Annotated in this window: 14 protein-coding genes and 1 pseudogene; 6 read left to right on the plus strand and 9 right to left on the minus strand. The window is 62.1% G+C overall.

Annotation, left to right across the window (positions count from 1 at the left end; translation table 11 throughout):
* Nucleotides 1-7: 7 nt before the first annotated feature.
* From ybeY to miaB, 3 genes are all read right to left on the minus strand, one after another.
* Nucleotides 8-466: an rRNA maturation RNase YbeY gene (gene ybeY / locus J3P84_RS04015; protein ID WP_434571627.1), complete on the minus strand. Its 459-nt coding sequence runs from the start codon at nt 464-466 to the stop codon at nt 8-10.
* Nucleotides 459-1,466 (minus strand): PhoH family protein, encoded by a 1,008-nt coding sequence (locus J3P84_RS04020; protein WP_434627991.1) that lies wholly within the window; start codon nt 1,464-1,466, stop codon nt 459-461. The genes ybeY and J3P84_RS04020 overlap by 8 nt, the downstream gene beginning before the upstream one ends.
* A 215-nt stretch (nt 1,467-1,681) precedes the next feature.
* Complete coding sequence (gene miaB / locus J3P84_RS04025) at nt 1,682-3,010, minus strand: tRNA (N6-isopentenyl adenosine(37)-C2)-methylthiotransferase MiaB (RefSeq protein ID WP_434627994.1); 1,329 nt, start codon at nt 3,008-3,010, stop codon at nt 1,682-1,684.
* A gap of 133 nt (nt 3,011-3,143) precedes the next feature.
* Between miaB and J3P84_RS04030 the strand changes: the two genes are divergently transcribed.
* The gene (locus J3P84_RS04030; protein WP_003185742.1) at nt 3,144-3,473 is read left to right on the plus strand and encodes a DUF1820 family protein; all 330 of its coding nucleotides are present in this window, start codon (nt 3,144-3,146) and stop codon (nt 3,471-3,473) included.
* Between the two features lie 215 nt (nt 3,474-3,688).
* Here J3P84_RS04030 and J3P84_RS04035 read toward each other — a convergent pair.
* Nucleotides 3,689-3,820: pseudogene (locus J3P84_RS04035) on the minus strand (tetratricopeptide repeat protein); the annotation flags it as partial.
* Nucleotides 3,821-4,055: 235 nt separating this feature from the next.
* On the opposite strand from J3P84_RS04035, the gene J3P84_RS04040 reads away from it, so the two are divergent.
* The gene (locus tag J3P84_RS04040; protein WP_434627997.1) at nt 4,056-6,830 is read left to right on the plus strand and encodes an RHS repeat-associated core domain-containing protein; all 2,775 of its coding nucleotides are present in this window, start codon (nt 4,056-4,058) and stop codon (nt 6,828-6,830) included.
* 20 nt (nt 6,831-6,850) lie between these two features.
* On the opposite strand, the gene J3P84_RS04045 is transcribed toward J3P84_RS04040, so the two are convergent.
* The 4 genes from J3P84_RS04045 to J3P84_RS04060 form a co-directional block, all read right to left on the minus strand.
* The gene (locus J3P84_RS04045; protein ID WP_305498608.1) at nt 6,851-7,405 is read right to left on the minus strand and encodes a tetratricopeptide repeat protein; all 555 of its coding nucleotides are present in this window, start codon (nt 7,403-7,405) and stop codon (nt 6,851-6,853) included.
* Nucleotides 7,406-7,627: 222 nt separating this feature from the next.
* Nucleotides 7,628-8,911, minus strand: a complete 1,284-nt coding sequence (gene hemL / locus J3P84_RS04050) for a glutamate-1-semialdehyde 2,1-aminomutase (RefSeq protein WP_434571634.1) — start codon at nt 8,909-8,911, stop codon at nt 7,628-7,630.
* A 27-nt stretch (nt 8,912-8,938) separates the two neighbouring features.
* Entirely contained in the window at nt 8,939-9,565 is a 627-nt protein-coding gene (gene thiE / locus J3P84_RS04055; RefSeq protein WP_434571635.1) for a thiamine phosphate synthase, read from the minus strand.
* A gap of 15 nt (nt 9,566-9,580) precedes the next feature.
* Nucleotides 9,581-10,378, minus strand: a complete 798-nt coding sequence (locus J3P84_RS04060; RefSeq protein ID WP_434628003.1) for a hydroxymethylpyrimidine/phosphomethylpyrimidine kinase — start codon at nt 10,376-10,378, stop codon at nt 9,581-9,583.
* A 406-nt stretch (nt 10,379-10,784) separates the two neighbouring features.
* On the opposite strand from J3P84_RS04060, the gene J3P84_RS04065 reads away from it, so the two are divergent.
* The 4 genes from J3P84_RS04065 (at nt 10,785) to J3P84_RS04080 (ending at nt 17,403) form a co-directional block, all read left to right on the plus strand.
* A complete protein-coding gene (locus tag J3P84_RS04065; RefSeq protein ID WP_434628006.1) occupies nt 10,785-13,169 on the plus strand; it encodes a hybrid sensor histidine kinase/response regulator in 2,385 nt (794 codons plus the stop codon).
* 73 nt (nt 13,170-13,242) lie between these two features.
* Nucleotides 13,243-14,892, plus strand: a complete 1,650-nt coding sequence (locus J3P84_RS04070) for an acyl-CoA dehydrogenase family protein (protein WP_434628009.1) — start codon at nt 13,243-13,245, stop codon at nt 14,890-14,892.
* A 299-nt stretch (nt 14,893-15,191) separates the two neighbouring features.
* On the plus strand, nt 15,192-16,691 hold the full coding sequence (gene amn, locus J3P84_RS04075; protein ID WP_305501175.1) for an AMP nucleosidase: 1,500 nt from the start codon (nt 15,192-15,194) through the stop codon (nt 16,689-16,691).
* Between the two features lie 145 nt (nt 16,692-16,836).
* Nucleotides 16,837-17,403 carry a pseudouridine synthase gene (locus J3P84_RS04080; RefSeq protein WP_434631154.1) on the plus strand — a complete coding sequence of 189 codons (567 nt, stop codon included), beginning with the start codon at nt 16,837-16,839 and terminating at the stop codon, nt 17,401-17,403.
* Here the strand turns inward: J3P84_RS04080 and J3P84_RS04085 are convergent.
* Nucleotides 17,398-17,607 (minus strand): DUF2788 domain-containing protein, encoded by a 210-nt coding sequence (locus tag J3P84_RS04085; RefSeq protein WP_305498615.1) that lies wholly within the window; start codon nt 17,605-17,607, stop codon nt 17,398-17,400. The two genes, J3P84_RS04080 and J3P84_RS04085, sit on opposite strands and share 6 nt — an antisense overlap.
* Between the last annotated feature and the right edge of the window lie 63 nt (nt 17,608-17,670).

Here is a 17,670-nt window from a genome sequence, read left to right on the forward strand (position 1 = left end):
TGATGTATCAGTGTTCGTCGCCGGCATAAGGGTCGGGATGACCCAGCTCGGCAAGCAACGTTCGTTCCAGTGCTTCCATTTCCTCGGCTTCGTCATCTTCCATATGGTCGTAACCGAGCAAATGCAAGCAGCCGTGAATCACCAGGTGAGCCCAGTGGGCCTCAGGGGTCTTGTGTTGTTCCGCCGCTTCACGCTCCACCACGGGGACGCAAATCACCAGGTCGCCCAATAGCGGGATATCGAGCAGCTCGTCGGGCACGTCGGCGGGGAAGGACAGCACGTTGGTGGCGTAGTCCTTCTGCCGCCAGGTGTGGTTCAACTCGCGACCTTCGGCTTCGTCCACCAGGCGGATGGTCAGTTCCGAGTCGGCGCTACGCTGACGCAGGGCCAGTTCGCACCATTGACGGAACTGGGCCTCGCCGGGGGCTGCATGTTCGCTGGCCAGTTGCAGGTCGAGTTCAAGCATCGTGGCTGTTGCCCTTGGCGGCGGGCGCGTCTTCCTGGCGATTCTCGAAGCGTTCATAGGCTTCGACGATGCGCTGCACCAGCGGATGGCGCACGACGTCCTTGGGCATGAAATGCGTGAAGCTGATGCCCGGAACATCCTTGAGCACCTGGATCACATGGTTCAGCCCGGACTTGGTGCCACGGGGTAGGTCGACCTGGGTGATGTCCCCGGTGATGACGGCGGTGGAGCCGAAGCCGATCCGGGTCAGGAACATCTTCATCTGTTCGACGGTGGTGTTCTGGCTTTCGTCGAGGATGATGAAGCTGTTGTTCAGGGTGCGGCCACGCATGTAGGCCAGTGGCGCAACCTCGATGACCTGGCGTTCGATCAGCTTGGCGACGTATTCGAAACCGAGCATTTCGTACAGCGCATCGTAGAGCGGGCGCAGGTACGGGTCGATTTTCTGGGAAAGGTCGCCGGGCAGGAAGCCGAGCTTTTCCCCGGCTTCGACCGCCGGGCGCACCAGCAGGATGCGTCGCACCTGTTCGCGCTCCAGCGCATCGACCGCACAGGCCACGGCCAGGTACGTCTTGCCGGTGCCGGCCGGGCCGATACCGAAATTGATATCGTTGGCGAGGATTTCCTTCACGTAGCGCTGCTGATTCAGGCCGCGCGGGCGAATCATGCCTTTTTTCGTGCGTAGGGCCACCGCAGGTTCCGCAGGGGCTGGGTTGTCGAGTTCCTCGACAGCCGATTCCTGCAGGAACAGATGGACCAGATCCGGCGACAGCTCGCTTGCCTTGGTTTCCCGATAGAGGCGGCGCAGCAGGTTTTCCGCGGAGGAGGTGTGCTTGGGTTCGCCGATCAGTTCGAACTGGTTTCCGCGGTTGCGGATCTCGATGGCCAGGCGCTGTTCGATCAAGCGCAGATGCTCGTCGAATTGCCCGCACAGATTGGCGAAGCGGCGAGCCTCGAAGGGCTCGAGAATGAAACGATGTGGTTCGATGGGTGCGTTCAAGGTCGTTTTTAGCCGCCCAGGGGCAATTAAGATGAAATCAAGGATAACGCCAGTAGGCTGGGTGCGAAAGCTCTTAAGCGGCGCAATCTGACAACAGGCTCGCCACGACCAGTGTGGGAGCGAGCCTGCTCGCGAAAGCGCTGTCACATCCAACCTCGATATTGACCGTAATAGCGCATTCGCGAGCAGGCTCGCTCCCACATGGAGTGGTGTTGTTACTGGACCAGCGAACCGCGCAGGGAGTGCGGTTGCGCGGCGTCGATGTGCACGTCGGCGAACTGGCCGATCAATGCCGGAGTGTCGCAGCGGAAGTTGACGATACGGTTATTCTCGGTGCGCCCCTGCAATTCGCCCGGGTCTTTTTTCGAGTAATCGGTCACCAGGATCCGCTGGATGGAGCCGACCATTTGTCGGCTGATCTCGAAACCTTGCTGGTTAAGGCGGTGCTGCAAGGCATTGAGTCGCTCCTTCTTCACTTCCTCGGGCGTCTCGTCCATCAGGTCCGCCGCTGGCGTGCCGGGGCGCTGGCTGTAGACAAAGGAATAGGAGAAATCGAAGCCCACATCCTCGATCAGCTTCATGGTCTGTTGGAAATCCTTCTCGGTTTCGCCGGGGAAACCGACGATGAAATCCGAACTGATGCAGATCCCCGGGACCGCCGCGCGCAACTTGCGCAGCTTGGATTTGTATTCGAGCGCCGTGTGGTTGCGCTTCATGGCCGCGAGGATCCGGTCGGAACCCGATTGCACCGGCAGGTGCAGGTGCTTGACCAGTTCGGGGACCTCGGCGTGGGCCTGGATCAGGCTGTCGGAAAACTCCAGCGGGTGTGAGGTGGTGTAACGGATGCGGTCAATGCCGTCCACCGCCGCCACGACGCGGATCAGTTCGGCAAGGTCCGCCAGGCGACCGTCATGGGTCAGCCCTCGGTAGCCGTTGACGTTCTGCCCCAGCAGGGTCACTTCGCGCACGCCGTTTTCCGCCAGGTGGATGATCTCGGCAATCACGTCGTCGAAGGGGCGGCTGACTTCTTCGCCGCGGGTATACGGCACCACGCAGAAGGTGCAGTACTTGCTGCAGCCTTCCATCACCGATACGTAGGCACTTGGGCCGTCGATACGCGGTTCGGGCAGGTGATCGAATTTTTCGATTTCCGGGAACGAGACGTCTACTTGCGGCAGCTTGGTAATGCGTGCGGCGTCGATCATCTCCGGCAGGCGGTGCAGGGTCTGTGGGCCAAAGACCACGTCCACGTAGGGCGCGCGGTCACGAATGGCCGCGCCTTCCTGGCTGGCGACACAGCCACCAACGGCAATGACCATGTCCGGGTTGGCCAGCTTCAGTTCGCGCCAGCGGCCCAACTGGGAATACACCCGGTCCTGGGCGCGTTCGCGGATCGAGCAGGTGTTGAGCAGGATCACGTCCGCGTCTTCCGCGCGAGCGGTGACTTCCAGGGCCTGGTGTTCACCCAGCAGATCGACCATGCGCGAGCTGTCGTACTCGTTCATCTGGCAACCGTGGGTTTCGATGTAAAGCTTCTTGGCCATGGACGGGTTCATCACGTGATTCAAAGAACCGCGCATTATAGGGAAATAGTGGCCTGTGTGGCTAATTCCCGCGAGCAGTGGCTATGCTATAGTTCGCGCCCTCATTTTTACCCGCCGATGTGTTTCGCCAGCCATGACCAAACGTGAAGCTCCAATCTACAAGGTGATTTTCCTCAACCAGGGCCAGGTATTCGAAATGTACGCCAAACAGATCTATCAGAGTGATCTGTGGGGCTTCCTGGAGGTCGAGGAATTCGTCTTTGGCGAGCGCACGCAAGTGGTCGTCGACCCGAGCGAAGAAAAGCTCAAGGCGCAGTTCGAAGGCGTGGTGCGCAGCTTCGTGCCGATGCACTCGATCGTGCGCATCGACGAGGTCGAGCGCCTGGGCACGCCGAAAATCAGCGAAGCCCGTGGCGCGGTCGGCAATGTCATGCCGTTTCCGATGCCGATGCCTGAGAAATAAATCCGCTGACAAGCTGAGCGCAGTCCTTTGTGGCGAGGGAGCTTGCTCCCGCTGGGCCGGTCCGACGCCTCGGGCGAAGCGGCCCCCAGATGTTGCGGTCGCTGCGCAACCGAGCGGGAGCAAGCTCCCTTGCCACAATAAGTACCAGTTCAGTTCCAGATCTGCGGCGGGTTCAGGGCAGCGGGGAAAAGGCATACGCCCACGGCGTTCTGCTATTCCATCAGATATTTGCAAAAGATCTGCCCTAGCACCTGGGGCGCCACTTCCAGCTCGTCGCGGGGCATCTGTTCGGCGGCTTCATCGGCGGTGTCCGGGGCTTCTTCGACGGCATTGACCGCCGCCATCTTCTTCCCGAGGCAATCGGCAAAATGACCGGCTCGGTGGTTACTCAGGAGCTACCTGTCAGATCTGACAGTAGCGGCATTTTCATCCGACGATAATATTTTCCTCACCGCGAGTCGGTGGAGTACCGGGACGCGGTGACTTGCTCTGTCTTGGTCTCGGTTACACCAGTACCGCTGGAAATGGTCCCGGGTGGGCAGCGTGCTGCCTCGCCACAGATGAATAGGAGTGTGGCTGCACATGTCTCTCACTGGTTTGCTGCACAGTAACACTCCGACTCTGAACATCATCGACCCACGGGGCCTGCCGTCACGCGCGGTGCGCTATTGCCGCACTTCATCAGGGCAAGATGCCGAAGCGCGGATAGAACGCCAGGTATTCGACGCCGCCGGACGTGGGGTGGCGCAGTGGGATGCGCGGTTATGGACCCGGCACGAGGCCGGCGAGGCAGTAACACCGAACCAGACCGCAATCCATAGCCTGTCGGGGCAGGTGCTATCGACCGTAAGCGTGGACGCGGGTTGGCGGGTGGCGCTGCCGGGCGAGGCCGGACAGGTTCGACAGGCTTGGGACGGGCGCGGTAGTCATCGCACTGATTATGATGGCTTGCTGCGTCCGGTGGCGGCATACGAACAGGCAGCCGGGGAGGCCGGGCATCGTGTGGAGCGTCTGGCCTATGGTGGCCCCGCGGAAGCCGGCAGCAATCGTTGCGGCCGACTGCTGCGTCACGACGACCCGGCCGGCACGCGACGCTGGCCGAGCTACTACCTACGGGGCCAGGCTCGGGTCGAAATCCGCAACTTCCTGCTGACGCTGGAGACTCCGGACTGGCCTGAAGACGAGGTCGAGCGCGATGCGTTGCTTGAGCCAGAGGCCTTTACCACGATCTGGACCTATGACGCGTTCGGCGCGGTGCTCACCCAGATCGATGCGCGCGGCCACGAGCGGCGCCACGCGTACACGGTTGCTGGGCAGCTAAGGGAAAGCGGGTTGACCCTCTCGGGAGGTACCGAACTGTGCCTGGTCCACGAACTTGCCTACAACGCTTTCGGCCAGGTTGAGTCTCAGGCAGCGGGCAACGGCGTGCGCAGCACGGCCACCTACGATCCGGCCGACGGCGGCCTGCTGCACTTAGCGACCAGTCGCCCCGGCGGCGCCCAGCTGCAGGCACTCAGCTATGTTTACGATCGGGTTGGCAATGTGCTGAGTATCGAGGATGGCACCGTGGCGATCACTTATTTCGCCAACCGCAAGAGCGATGGGCTAAGCACCTATGCCTACGACAGCCTGTATCAACTGATCGAGGCAACGGGGCGGGAAACTCCCGGCGTCGGCGTAGGCCCCGGGTTGCCGGGAACCATCCCGCTGCCCGGCGCTGGAGACACCAGCGTACTCACACCTTACACCGAACGTTATGTCTATGATGCCGGTGGCAATCTCACCTTGCTGGCACACCAGGGCTTGCAGAGCTGGACCCGGCGCATGGCTATTGCCCCCACCAGCAACCGCAGCTTGCCGTGGCCAGAGAACAGCCCCGAACCGGACATCGAGGCGGGTTTCGATGCCAACGGCAACCTGCGAAGCCTGGAAGGCCAGCCATTGGCGTGGGGCGTGCGCAACCAACTCCGGCAGGCAGCTCAACTGCTGCGCGAGGACGGGCCGGCGGACCGAGAACACTACATCTATGACGGCGACAACTGGCGAGTGCGCAAGACCACCCTGCGCCAGGCGTTAGCCATCACTCACGTCGCCGAAGTGCGCTACTTGCCGGGGCTGGAACTGCGGACCAACACGGCTACGGGAGAGGCGGTGGAAGTGGTCACGGCATCGGCCGGACGAGCCCAGGTGCGAGCTTTGCACTGGCAGGCGGGGCGCCCGCCCGACATCCCCAACGATCAGCTGCGCTACCAGTTCGGCGACCACTTGGGCAGTGCGGTGATGGAGCTCGATGGCCAGGCCCAACTGATGAGTCGGGAGGGCTACTATCCGTACGGCGCTACGGCCTGGAGGGCGGCCCGCAGCGCCACAGAGGCGAAGTACAAGGTGATCCGCTACTCAAGCCAGGAGCGTGATGCCACAGGGCTCTTATATTACGGCTTCAGGTATTACGCCCCGTGGCTGCAGCGGTGGGTCAATCCGGATCCGGCGGGGGATGTCGATGGTGTGAACCTGTTCAGGATGGTGCGGGGGAATCCCCTGGCTCTGGTCGATAAACAGGGGCATGGCGCGGTACCCGTCATAGGCGAGGCTGCGGACGACTACCGATATTTGCCGATTGGTCTGACATCGATAAATGAGCTGAAAGATATAAGGCCAGCCGGTAATGCAACACCCTTGAAAGACAGTGATTTGGTTCACTCGATTGAGCCGCCAAAAGAATTCTTGCTTGACGATGCGAGTCGCGAAACCTTTAGCGAAGCTGCCCAAGGAACAGCATTCACAGGCGTGGCGCATATCAATACCGGCGTGATTTATCTTGCTCCGTTGCGCGCCAGTGGGCGCTCCATGCCTCATACAAATAGAACGTGGGACAGTGCAACGGTAACGAACATAAAAGGCGAAAGAGTAAAAATCCTGCCGATTACGCACAATGATCCCGCGCAACCTATACCGGGTCACACTCAATTAGCGGAGAAGATTGAGGTTGATCAAAGCGAGCTGGTTGGTTTCTCGGCAATCAAAGGGGTAGGGGGAGCAGTTTACAGTGTGGGGTACACTTCCAGGTCAAGTCAGAATACGCCGCTTGTTGAGGGTGCCGATACGATAGGTTCACCAGATGACTTCAAGAGTTTTAAGTTTGTTAGAAAAAATGACCTGGTTGGATTTACGCATATGGTTGGTGTCATTCCCGAAAAATGGGCGAATCCGATCCGTAATCGCCTGACGCAAGAGTTTGGAACATCAACCGAAAACCCTAACCCCTTTGCTCAAGCTACTTCAACCGCGATTGCACTGCCGCCCCCACCGCCACCGCCACCCCCACCGCCATTATCGATTGGCAGACCGCGCCGCTAACATTCAGGGCTGCGCAATAATCAGGGCAATGGCGAGAACGGCGTACGCCCGTCGGCGTTCTGCAATTCCATCAGGTATTTGCGAAAGATCTGGCCCAGCACCTGGGTCGCCACTTCCAGCTCGTCGCGGGGCATCTGCTCGGCGACTTCGTCGGCGGTGTCCAGTGCTTCTTCGGCGCCGTTGACCGCCGCCATCTTCAAGACGATGTAAGCCTGGACGTTGTTGGCCGGCACGCCTTCGCCATGGAAGAACATGCCGCCAAGCTTGAATTGCGCCTGGGCGTGGCCTTGCAGCGAGGCTTTTTCGAAATAGTCGAGGGCTTGCTTGAGGTCGCGGGGCGCGGCCTTGCCGTCATAGTAGAACTCGCCCAGCTCATATTGCGCTTGGGCATCGCCCTCGTCGGCGGCTTTTCGACAGGCGTCGAGTGCCGGTGCCAGATCTTGTGGCTGGGTGTTGAGCGTGCAACGGCCCATCGCCGGGATCAACAACGAGTTGCCGCCTGCCTGTGCGTTGGCGAGCAGGGGCTGAAGGAGCAACAGGCAGCCCAAGGCAAGGGTGCGGCCGGTGCGGTTCATGGGAATCGACTTACCTCTGAGGGGCGCGTGGACCCTCCGGGGGATCCAATAAGCGCGCATTATGAAATAAGCAGGGCCATCCTTACAAAGTCTTTACTCGTTTTTCTGCTGCGAGGGAACGATAGCGGCCACTTGTTGGGCAAATACCTGGAAAAAGGTATCCCGGGGCAATGGCCAATCACTGACGCTGGTGTCAGCCAGCGTCAGTGATTGGCCATACATTTACTTCAGCGCAGCAAAGGCCCGCTCGGCCGCGTCGAGGGTGATCTTCAACTCGGCCTCGCCATGGGCGATGGAGGTGAAGCCGGCTTCGAACGCGCTTGGCGCCAGGTAGACGCCACCCTCGAGCATCAGGTGGAAGAAGCGCTTGAAGCGGTCGGCGTCGCTGGCCATCACGTCGTCGAAGGTCACGATGTCATCGGCGCCACTGAAGTACAGGCCGAACATGCCGCCGGCCTGGGTGGTCACGAACGGGATGCCCGCCGCATCGGCGCGTACTTGCAAGCCGTCGAGCAGGCGAGTGGTGAAGTCGCTCAGCTCGGCGTGGAAACCCGGACGGCTGATCAGGCGCAGGGTGGTCAGGCCGGCAGCCATGGCCAGCGGATTGCCCGACAAGGTACCGGCCTGGTAGACCGGCCCCAGCGGGGCGATGCATTCCATGATCGCGCGCTTGCCGCCGAAGCAGCCTACCGGCATGCCGCCGCCAATGATCTTGCCGAAGGTGCTCAGGTCCGGCGTTACGCCGTAATGAGCCTGGGCACCGCCGAGGGCGACGCGGAAGCCGGTCATCACTTCGTCGAAAATCAGTACCACGCCGTGCTGGTCGCACAGGCTGCGCAGGCCTTCGAGGAAACCCGGCGCTGGCGGCACGCAGTTCATGTTGCCGGCCACCGGCTCGACGATGATGCAGGCCACTTCCTGGCCGACTTCCCCGAGCATTTTCTCGACTTCTTCGAGGTCGTTGAACGGCAGGGTCAGCGTGTGTTTGGCAAATGCCGCCGGTACGCCCGCCGAGCTGGGCACGCCTTGGGTCAGCGCACCGGAGCCGGCCTTGACCAGCAGGCTGTCGGAGTGACCGTGGTAGCAGCCTTCGAATTTGATGATGCTGTCGCGCCCGGTGTAGCCGCGCGCCAGGCGGATCGCGCTCATGGTCGCCTCGGTGCCGGAACTGACCATGCGCACCATTTCCATCGATGGCACGATGGAGCAGACCAGATCGGCCATTTCGGTTTCCATCGCGGTCGGCGCGCCATAGGACAAGCCGTGCTCCAATTGCTTGCGCACCGCGTCCAACACGTCCGGATGGCTGTGGCCGAGGATCATCGGACCCCACGAACCCACGTAGTCGACGTAGCGCTTGTCGTCTTCGTCGGTGACATACGCGCCCTCGGCGTGCTTGAAGAACAGCGGGGTGCCGCCGACGCTCTTGAACGCACGAACAGGTGAATTCACGCCGCCGGGGATGTGTTTCTGAGCGTTGGCAAACAGGGTTTCGGAACGGGACATGATAGGGCTCTCGAAATCGGGAAATGACTATTTGGTTTGCAGCAGGTCGTTGAAGGCGCGGGCGCGGCGCGTCACCTCAGCCGTGCTGTCGGCGCCGAACAGGCCATGGACCACCGCGAGCAGGTCGACGCCATGGGCCACCAGCGGGGCGGCGTTTTCCAGAGTGATGCCGCCGATGGCGCACACCGGTATATGCAGTTTGATACGGGTCTGTTCGAGCAGTTCAAGGTTTGCGGCGGGCGCCCCGGGCTTGGTATTGGAATTGAAGAAGCGCCCGAACGCGACGTAGCTGGCGCCTTCCCGGACGGCCTGTTCGGCCAGTTCCAGGCTGGCGTGGCAAGTGGCGCCGACGATTGCCTTGTGCCCCAGCAACGCCCGCACCGGCGCCAGCGGGCCATCGGTCTGGCCCAGGTGGACGCCGACGCCGAGGCGTGCGGCCAGTTCGGCGTCATCGTTGATGATCAGTTGAGTCTTGTAGCGCTCGCACAGGTTGCGCAGCGCCTCGGCCTCGCGCAAGCGCCGGGCCTCGTCGCTGCTTTTGTCGCGGTATTGCAGCAGGGTCACGCCACCTTCCAGCGCGGCTTCCACATAGGCGAGGAACTTGCCGGCCAGCAACTGGCTGTCGGTGACGGCATAAAGGCCACGTAGTTTCATTCCACGGCTCCTTTGCTACGAGCAGAAATCCAGCGGCAGGCGACGCGGTACGAACTGGCCTTTGCCCAATTGTTCGGCATCGCGCAGGGTGCGCCAGGTGTAATCCAGCGCGGTCTTCACCGCGCTGGCGAGCTGTTCACCCTGGGCCAGCCGGCCGGCCAGGGCGCTGGCCAGGGTGCAGCCGGAACCGTGATAGCTGCCGGGCAAGCGCTGGCAGGTGAAGGTCTCGCGGTGTCCGTCGCGGCTGTACAGGCGATTGTGGACTTCATGTTCATCGCCGTGACCGCCGGTAATCAGCAGGTGCTTGACGAAGGGCAGCAGTTTTTCGGCGCATTCATCAGCGCTGCCTTCCGGAAGTTCGGCGAGAATGCGTGCTTCAGGAAGGTTGGGCGTGGCGATGATTGCCAGCGGCAGCAGGCGCTCGCGCATGGCGTAGCCGACTTCATCCTTGCCCAGCCGTCCGCCACCACCGGCGCGCAGCACCGGGTCGCAGACCATCGGCAGGTGTGGATGCGCCTGGAGCAGCTCTACCACTGTGTCGACCATTTCCAGCGAACCGAGCATCCCCAGCTTGACCGCCGCGACGGGCGAATCGTTGAGCACGGCATTGGCTTGGGCCATTACCCACTCGCGATCGAGTACGCGGAAATCGCTGACATTGACCGTGTCTTGCACGGTCAACGCGGTAACGGCCGGGGCGGCATGACAACCCTGGGCGAGCAGGGCTTCGATATCTGCCTGCAAGCCGGCGCCACCACTGGGGTCGTGGCCGGAGAGACAGAGGACAACGGGGCGGGAGTTGTAGATATTCATGGTGCGCGAGCTTATCACCAAACCCCATTTATCGGTGATCGGGCTCTGAGGGATTTACGCGACGTTTCCTGCTGGCGACTGCTTTTGTGGCGAGGGAGCTTGCTCCCGCTGGGGCGCGAAGCGGCCCCGAGATCTTGCGGTCGCTACGCAACCGAGCGGGAGCAAGCTCCCTCGCCACGAATGGCCCTCCAGTACCAACCTGACCAAAGCAACAGCTCTATCTCAACGCTTGGCGCTGAGACGCCCGTGCTAGAGCCTTTTGTCGGAAAAATTTCAATGGTGCAAATTGGCCATCAACGGCTATGCTACGGATGGATCCAACCAATAACAGGTAATGCCGGTTTTACGTCTACTCAGGGAATGGGGGGCTTCCTGACTCAACCGGACAGGCCACGCTGGGGCTTTAATGCGCTATTTGCTGATGTTGCTGCTGTGCTTGTCCCCCTTGGCAAGCGCCCTTGAATTCGATGAATCTACCCGAAGCCTGCCCTTGGGCCATGCCTTGCAGGTGTTCGAGGATGCCAGCGGCACGGCCACGCTCGAGGACGTCCTGGCCCAGGCCGCGGTTGGGCGCTTCAAACCCCACGACCAAGCCACGCTGAACGCAGGGTATTCGCGCTCGGCGTTCTGGCTGAAGATCGACTTGCACTACCGCCCGGGCAATCCCGGCGCCCAGCGCACCTGGCTGCTGGAGCTGGCGTATCCGCCGCTGGACCGCCTGGACCTGTATCTGGCCGATGCGCAAGGTGCCTATCGCCTGGTTCGCCAGACCGGCGATGCCTTGCCGTTCGCCAGTCGCGAGGTGCGCCAGAACAACTACCTGTTCAGCCTGGATTTCCAACCCGATCAACGCCAGACCGTGTATCTGCGCCTGCAAAGCCAGGGCTCGATCCAGGCTCCGTTGACGCTCTGGTCAAGCACCGCCTACCTGGAACAGCAGCCGGTGCGCCTGTATGTGCTGGGCATCATCTACGGCGTACTGCTGGGGATGCTGGTCTACAACCTGTTCATCTACCTGAGCGTGCGCGACACCAGTTACCTCTATTACATTTTCTATATCGCCTCGTTCGGCCTCTATCAATTGTCGGTCAACGGCGCGGCGGTTGAGTATTTCTGGCCGGACAACCCCTGGTGGGCCAACGCCGCGACGCCGTTTTTCATTGGTTGCGCGGGGGTGTTTGGCAGTCAGTTCGCCCGCAGTTTTCTGCAAACCGCTCAGCACAGCCGTTGGCTCGACCGATTGCTGCTCGCGCTGATTGCCTACGGCGCGGTGGTGGTGGGCCTGTCGTTGATGACCAGCTATGCGCTGGCGCTGCGCCTGGCGACGGCGCTGGCCCTGGTGTTCACCGTGGTGATTTTCGCCGCCGGCTTGTTCGCCTGGTGGCGGGGGCTGCGGGTGGCGCGTTACTTCATTATTGCCTGGTCGGCGTTTCTGCTGGGGGGCGTCGTCAATACGATGATGGTGTTGGGTTACCTGCCGAACATCTTCCTGACCATGTATGCCAGCCAGATCGGCTCTGCCATTGAGGTGGCGCTGTTGTCCCTGGCCCTGGCGGACCGCATCAACGCCATGCGCGAACAGCAGGCGCAGACGCTGTTCGACGCCGGGCAGAAACTCGAAGTGCTGAACCAGCAGTTGGCCCAGGGCAACAAGCTCAAGGACGAATTTCTCGCCACGTTGACCCATGAGTTGCGCACGCCGATGAATGGTGTGATCGGTTGCCTGGAACTGATGGAAACCGTCGAGATGGACGAGGAACTCAGCCAGTATCAGCAGACCGCAGCCGGTTCGGCGCGGGACATGATGCGCATGGTCAACGGCATGCTCACCCTCACCGAGTTGCAGGCCGGCAAGCTCAAGGTGTATCCGGCGCCGTTCAGCCTGCGCAGCGTGATAGAGGCCCTGCAGGTGCAGTTCGGCGCCAACGCGGCGGCCAAGGGCCTGGATTTCAAGGTCGACGTAGCGCCTGGCCTGGCGGACCGCTTGCTAGGTGACAGCGGTAAATTGGCCCAGTGCCTGGAATGCCTGCTGGACAATGCCATCAAGTTCACCCGCGTCGGTGGCATCGCGCTGCGGGTCAGTGGCCGGACGTCGGAGCTCGATCGCCTGGTGCTGTCTTTTGCCGTGATCGATACCGGCATCGGCTTTACCGATCTGGGGGAGGCGACCCTGTACCAGCGTTTCTTCCAGCTCGACGGCTCGATGACCCGCGAATACGGCGGCCTCGGCGTCGGCCTGGCGATTTGTCGGCAACTGGTCGAATTGCTCGGCGGACGCCTGACCCATACCTCGGAGCCGGGGCGCGGCAGTCGTTTCCAGCTGGACGTGGAATTTGACATCGCATTGCCTGTGGCCGTCCCGGCAACGTTTCCTGGCGGCGCACGCCGGGCTGCGCGCTTGCCCCAGGAGTGCACGGTGCTGCTGGCCGACGACAACAACATCGACCAATTGGTGATGCGCGGCATGTTGCTCAAGCTTGGCTACCGAGTACGCACCGCCGACAGTGGCCGCGCGGCGCTGGAGCTGCTGCAGGGCGACAGTTTTGACGCGGTGCTGCTCGATTGTCAGTCGACACCATCGGATGGGGTGTCGGTCTGCTGTCAGATCCGCGCGATGTCAGGTTGCGAGGACTTACCCGTGCTGGTGGTCAGCCCGAACGTGGACCAGGCGCATTGCCCTGCGGGTAGCCTGATCGATTACCTGAGCAAACCGGTGAAATTCGAAGCACTGCAGGCGATTCTGCAACGACGGGTACTTTGTCCGAAGCAGGGTGAAAGCGCCGGCATTTAGGCGGATATGCCACTTTGATCGGCCAGGAGGCGGTGCTTAACTGACCTCTGCTGGCCGACCAAGGAGCCCCGTCATGAACCTGCACCAGTTCGCCGAAACCCACGACGTCACCAATCAGCCTCCGTCCCTGGATGGCGCCAACCTGTACCGTATCGACCTGCCGCTGCAAGAGTGGTCGCGGCGTTTCGGCGCAGGGTGGGCACAGGCGCGGATTGACGCCTATGGTGCCCTGGCCGGCGGGCCGTTGATGGAGGCGGGGTTCCTGGCCAACCAGAACAAGCCGATATTTTCCAGCCACGACCGTTACGGCCATCGTATCGACCTGGTGGAATTTCATCCTGCCTATCACGAGCTGATGCGCACCGCCATCGAACATGGCCTGCCCAGCCTGCCGTGGGCCCATCCACAACCTGGCGCGCATGTCGCCCGCGCCTCGATGACGTACCTGCACAGCCAGGCCGAAGCCGGCACCGGTTGTCCGTTGACCATGACCTTTGCCAGTGTGCCGGCCCTGCGCCTGCAACCGGACCTGGCCGAGCGCTGGGTGCCGAAAGTGCTCGCCACCGAATACGATCCACGTAACGTCGGCATGGCCCACAAGGCCGGGGTCACTCTCGGTATGGCGATGACCGAGAAGCAGGGCGGCACCGATGTGCGCGCCAACACCACCAAGGCGTATCCGGTAGGCACCAGCGGCCCGGGCCAGGCCTATGAGCTGGTGGGCCATAAATGGTTCTGTTCGGCGCCGATGTGCGATGCCTTCCTGACCCTGGCCCAGACCGACAAGGGCCTGACCTGCTTTTTGCTGCCGCGCCACCGCCCGGACGACACCCGCAACCAGTTCTACATCCAGCGTTTGAAAAACAAACTCGGCAATTGCTCCAACGCCTCCAGCGAGGTGGAGTTCCGTGGTGCGCTGGCCTGGATGGTCGGCGAAGAGGGCCGAGGCGTGCCGACGATCATCGAAATGGTCGCCATGACCCGCTTCGATTGCATGGTCGGCTCCAGCGCCCTTATGCGCCAGGCCCTGACCCAGGCCAGTCACCATTGCGCGCACCGCAAGGTCGGCGGCAAGTTGTTGAGTGAGCAGCCGCTGATGCAGAACGTACTCGCCGACCTGGCCCTGGAAAGCGAAGCTGCGTTGGCGCTGAGCTTGCGCATGGGCCGGGCGCTGGATCATCTGAACGATGAGCATGAAGCCAAATTCGCCCGGCTGGTGACGGCAGTAGGCAAATACTGGATCTGCAAACGCGCCCCGGCAATGATCAACGAGGCGGCCGAATGCATGGGCGGTGCCGGCTATGTCGAGGACAGCATCCTGCCGCGCCTGTACCGCGAGGCACCGGTCAATTCGACCTGGGAAGGCTCCGGCAATGTGCAGTGCCTTGACGTCTTGCGCGCTCTGTCCAAAGAGCCGGGCGTGTTGGAAGTGCTGTTCGACGAACTGGGCGACGGCCATGGGGACAATCGCCTGGCGGCCCATATCGACCGGTTGCACGCAGCGTTCAAGGACACCGATGACATCCAGTATCGTGCCCGGCAATTGACCGAAGACATCGCCGTCGGCCTGCAAGCCAGGCTGTTGCTGGAAGCGGGGAACAGCGATGTCAGCGATGCCTTCATCGCCAGCCGGCTGGGTTCCACTGGCCGGGTCTACGGCGCGTTGCCCCGCGGCCTGAATGTCGAAGCCATCGTCGCCCGCTCGACCCCGCACGGCTTCTAAACAACCCATACCCCTGTGGGAGCGAGCCTGCTCGCGAAGGCGTCGGTACATTCAGCATCGGCGTTTCCTGGCACACCGCTTTCGCGAGCAGGCTCGCTCCCACAGTGGAACTGTGCTGCACGCAACATCTGAGTAAACATCGAACCCTGTGGGAGCGAGCCTGCTCGCGAAGGCGTCGGTACATTCAGCATCGGCGTTTCCTGACACACCGCTATCGCGAGCAAGCCCGCTCCCACAAAAGGCTCTGCGCAAGGACAACTAATACGCCACTGTTCCCGTCGGCCTACGATGCAGGCAAGATGAAGGCCTGCAAGTCAGAACACAGGAAGCTGATCGTGACCGAAGCGTTTATTGTCGTTCAAACCGCCGAGCAAGCCGTGGACCGGCTGGCGGCCCTGCACGAGCGTGCGACCACTGCGCTGAACCAGGCGCTCAAGCGTTATCTCAAGGACCGCATCGAGCCGGATGCCGAGCAACGCGCATTGTTCCGCTATCCGGCCCTGCGCCTGACCTACCATTGCCATGGCGAAGTCCCGCAGACCACCCGCGCCTACGCCAAGGTCCAGCTGCCGGGCACCTACAGCGTCACCGTCACCCACCCGGCGGCATTTCGAAAATACCTGCTCGAACAGCTTGTCCCGCTGATGCACGACTTCACCGTCACCGTCGAGGTGGGCGTCAGTGAGCAGAACATTCCGTACCCGTATGTGGTGGAGCAGGGCGATGAACTGGCCGGTTCCGGTGTGACGGCGGCAGTGCTGGCGCGGGTGTTCCCCAGCACCGACCTGTCGGCCGCCACCGATGGCATCGCCGATGGCCTCTACGATTGGGAAAACACCGACCCGCTGCCCCTGGCACTGTTCGACGCCGCGCGGGTGGATTTCTCCCTGCGCCGGCTCGTGCATTACACCGGCAGCGATTGGCGCCATGTGCAGCCGTGGATTCTGCTGACCAACTATCACCGCTATGTCGACCAATTCATCGTCCACGGGCTGGAGCAGTTGCGCAGCGATCCGCGTTTCGTGCGCATGGTGCTGCCGGGCAACGTGATCATCGACAAGAACATGGATCACGGTGAAGCCTCGGCCATCGCCGCTGGCGTGGTCTGGCATCGCTACCAGATGCCGGCCTATCACTTGCAAGCCAGCGATGGCCACGGCGTGACCCTGGTGAACATCGGCGTTGGTCCGTCCAATGCCAAGAACATCACCGATCACCTGGCCGTGCTGCGTCCGCATTGCTGGCTGATGATCGGCCACTGCGGCGGCCTGCGTCAGTCCCAGACAATCGGCGATTACGTCCTGGCGCACGCCTATATGCGCCGCGATGGCATCCTCGACCGCGTGGTGCCGCCGAATATCCCGATCCCGGCCCTGGCCGAAGTGCAGCTGGCACTGCAGCAGGCGGCGGCGAACATCACCGGCGAAAAAGGCGACGAGCTGAAAAAACGCCTGCGCACCGGCACCGTGCTGACTTACGACGACCGCAACTGGGAATTGCGCTGGGCCCAGGAGCGTCCGTTGATCAACCTGTCCCGCGCCGTGGCGGTGGACATGGAAAGCGGCACCATCGCTGCCCAGGGTTACCGCTTGCGGGTGCCATACGGCACGTTGCTGTGCGTCTCGGACAAGCCGCTGCACAGCGAGATCAAGCTGCCGGGCTCGGCCAACGCGTTTTATGAGCGGGCGGTCAACCAGCACCTCAAGATCGGGATCGCGGCGCTGGACCTGCTGCGCAACGAACTCAACTCGTTGCACTCGCGCAAACTGCGCAGCTTCGACGAGCCGCCGTTCCGCTGATACCGTCCTGAAAGGTGGTTATTTAACGGTCGGGCCACTAGCATGTCGGCCTCGACCGTTGGATATTGTTGCCGCCATGCCCCGTCCTCCACGCCCCGCTTCCCGCCGCCCTGGCGCGAAGCCTCCCGCTTCCACCCCGCGCCGTGTGGCCAAGGCGCCGCCGGCCGAAGCGAAACTGATCCTGTTCAACAAGCCTTTTGACGTGCTGACGCAATTCAGCGACGGCGAAGGGCGCGCCACGCTCAAGGATTTCATCGACGTACCGGGCATCTACCCGGCCGGTCGGCTGGACCGCGACAGCGAAGGATTGCTGTTGCTGACCAATGACGGCCAGTTGCAGGCGCGCATCGCCGATCCCAAGCACAAGCTGGCCAAGACGTACTGGGTACAAGTCGAGGGTGAGCCGAGCGACGAGCAACTGCAGCGTTTGCGTGATGGGGTCGAGTTGAACGACGGTATGACGCTGCCGGCCGAGACCCGTCAGCTGGACGAACCGCAATTATGGCCGCGCAATCCACCGGTGCGCTTTCGCAAAAGCGTGCCGACGAGTTGGCTGGAACTGGTGATACGTGAAGGGCGCAACCGCCAGGTGCGGCGCATGACCGCCGCGGTGGGTCTGCCGACCCTACGCCTGGTGCGGGTCAGGATCGGTGACTGGACGATCGAAGGGCTCGATCAGGGCCAGTGGAAAGAGGTACCGGCGCGTTTATAACGAGCCGGATTCGATCAGACCGATGACCACGCTCTTGATGATGAACGCCGCCACGCCCAGGCCGAGCACGAAAAACAGGATGAACGAGCCGAAACGCCCGGCCTTGGATTTCTTCGCCAGGTCCCAGACGATGAACCCCATGAAAATGATCAGGATGCTGACCAGTCCGGTCATCATCCACTCTTCGAAAACAGCAGGATCCATCGGCGCACTCCGGCGTGGGCGGGGTTGAAAAGGCAGGGGCGAGTATACGGCATGGCGGCGGGG

It is taken from the genome of Pseudomonas sp. Z1-29, assembly GCF_051131995.1.
GTDB lineage: Bacteria > Pseudomonadota > Gammaproteobacteria > Pseudomonadales > Pseudomonadaceae > Aquipseudomonas.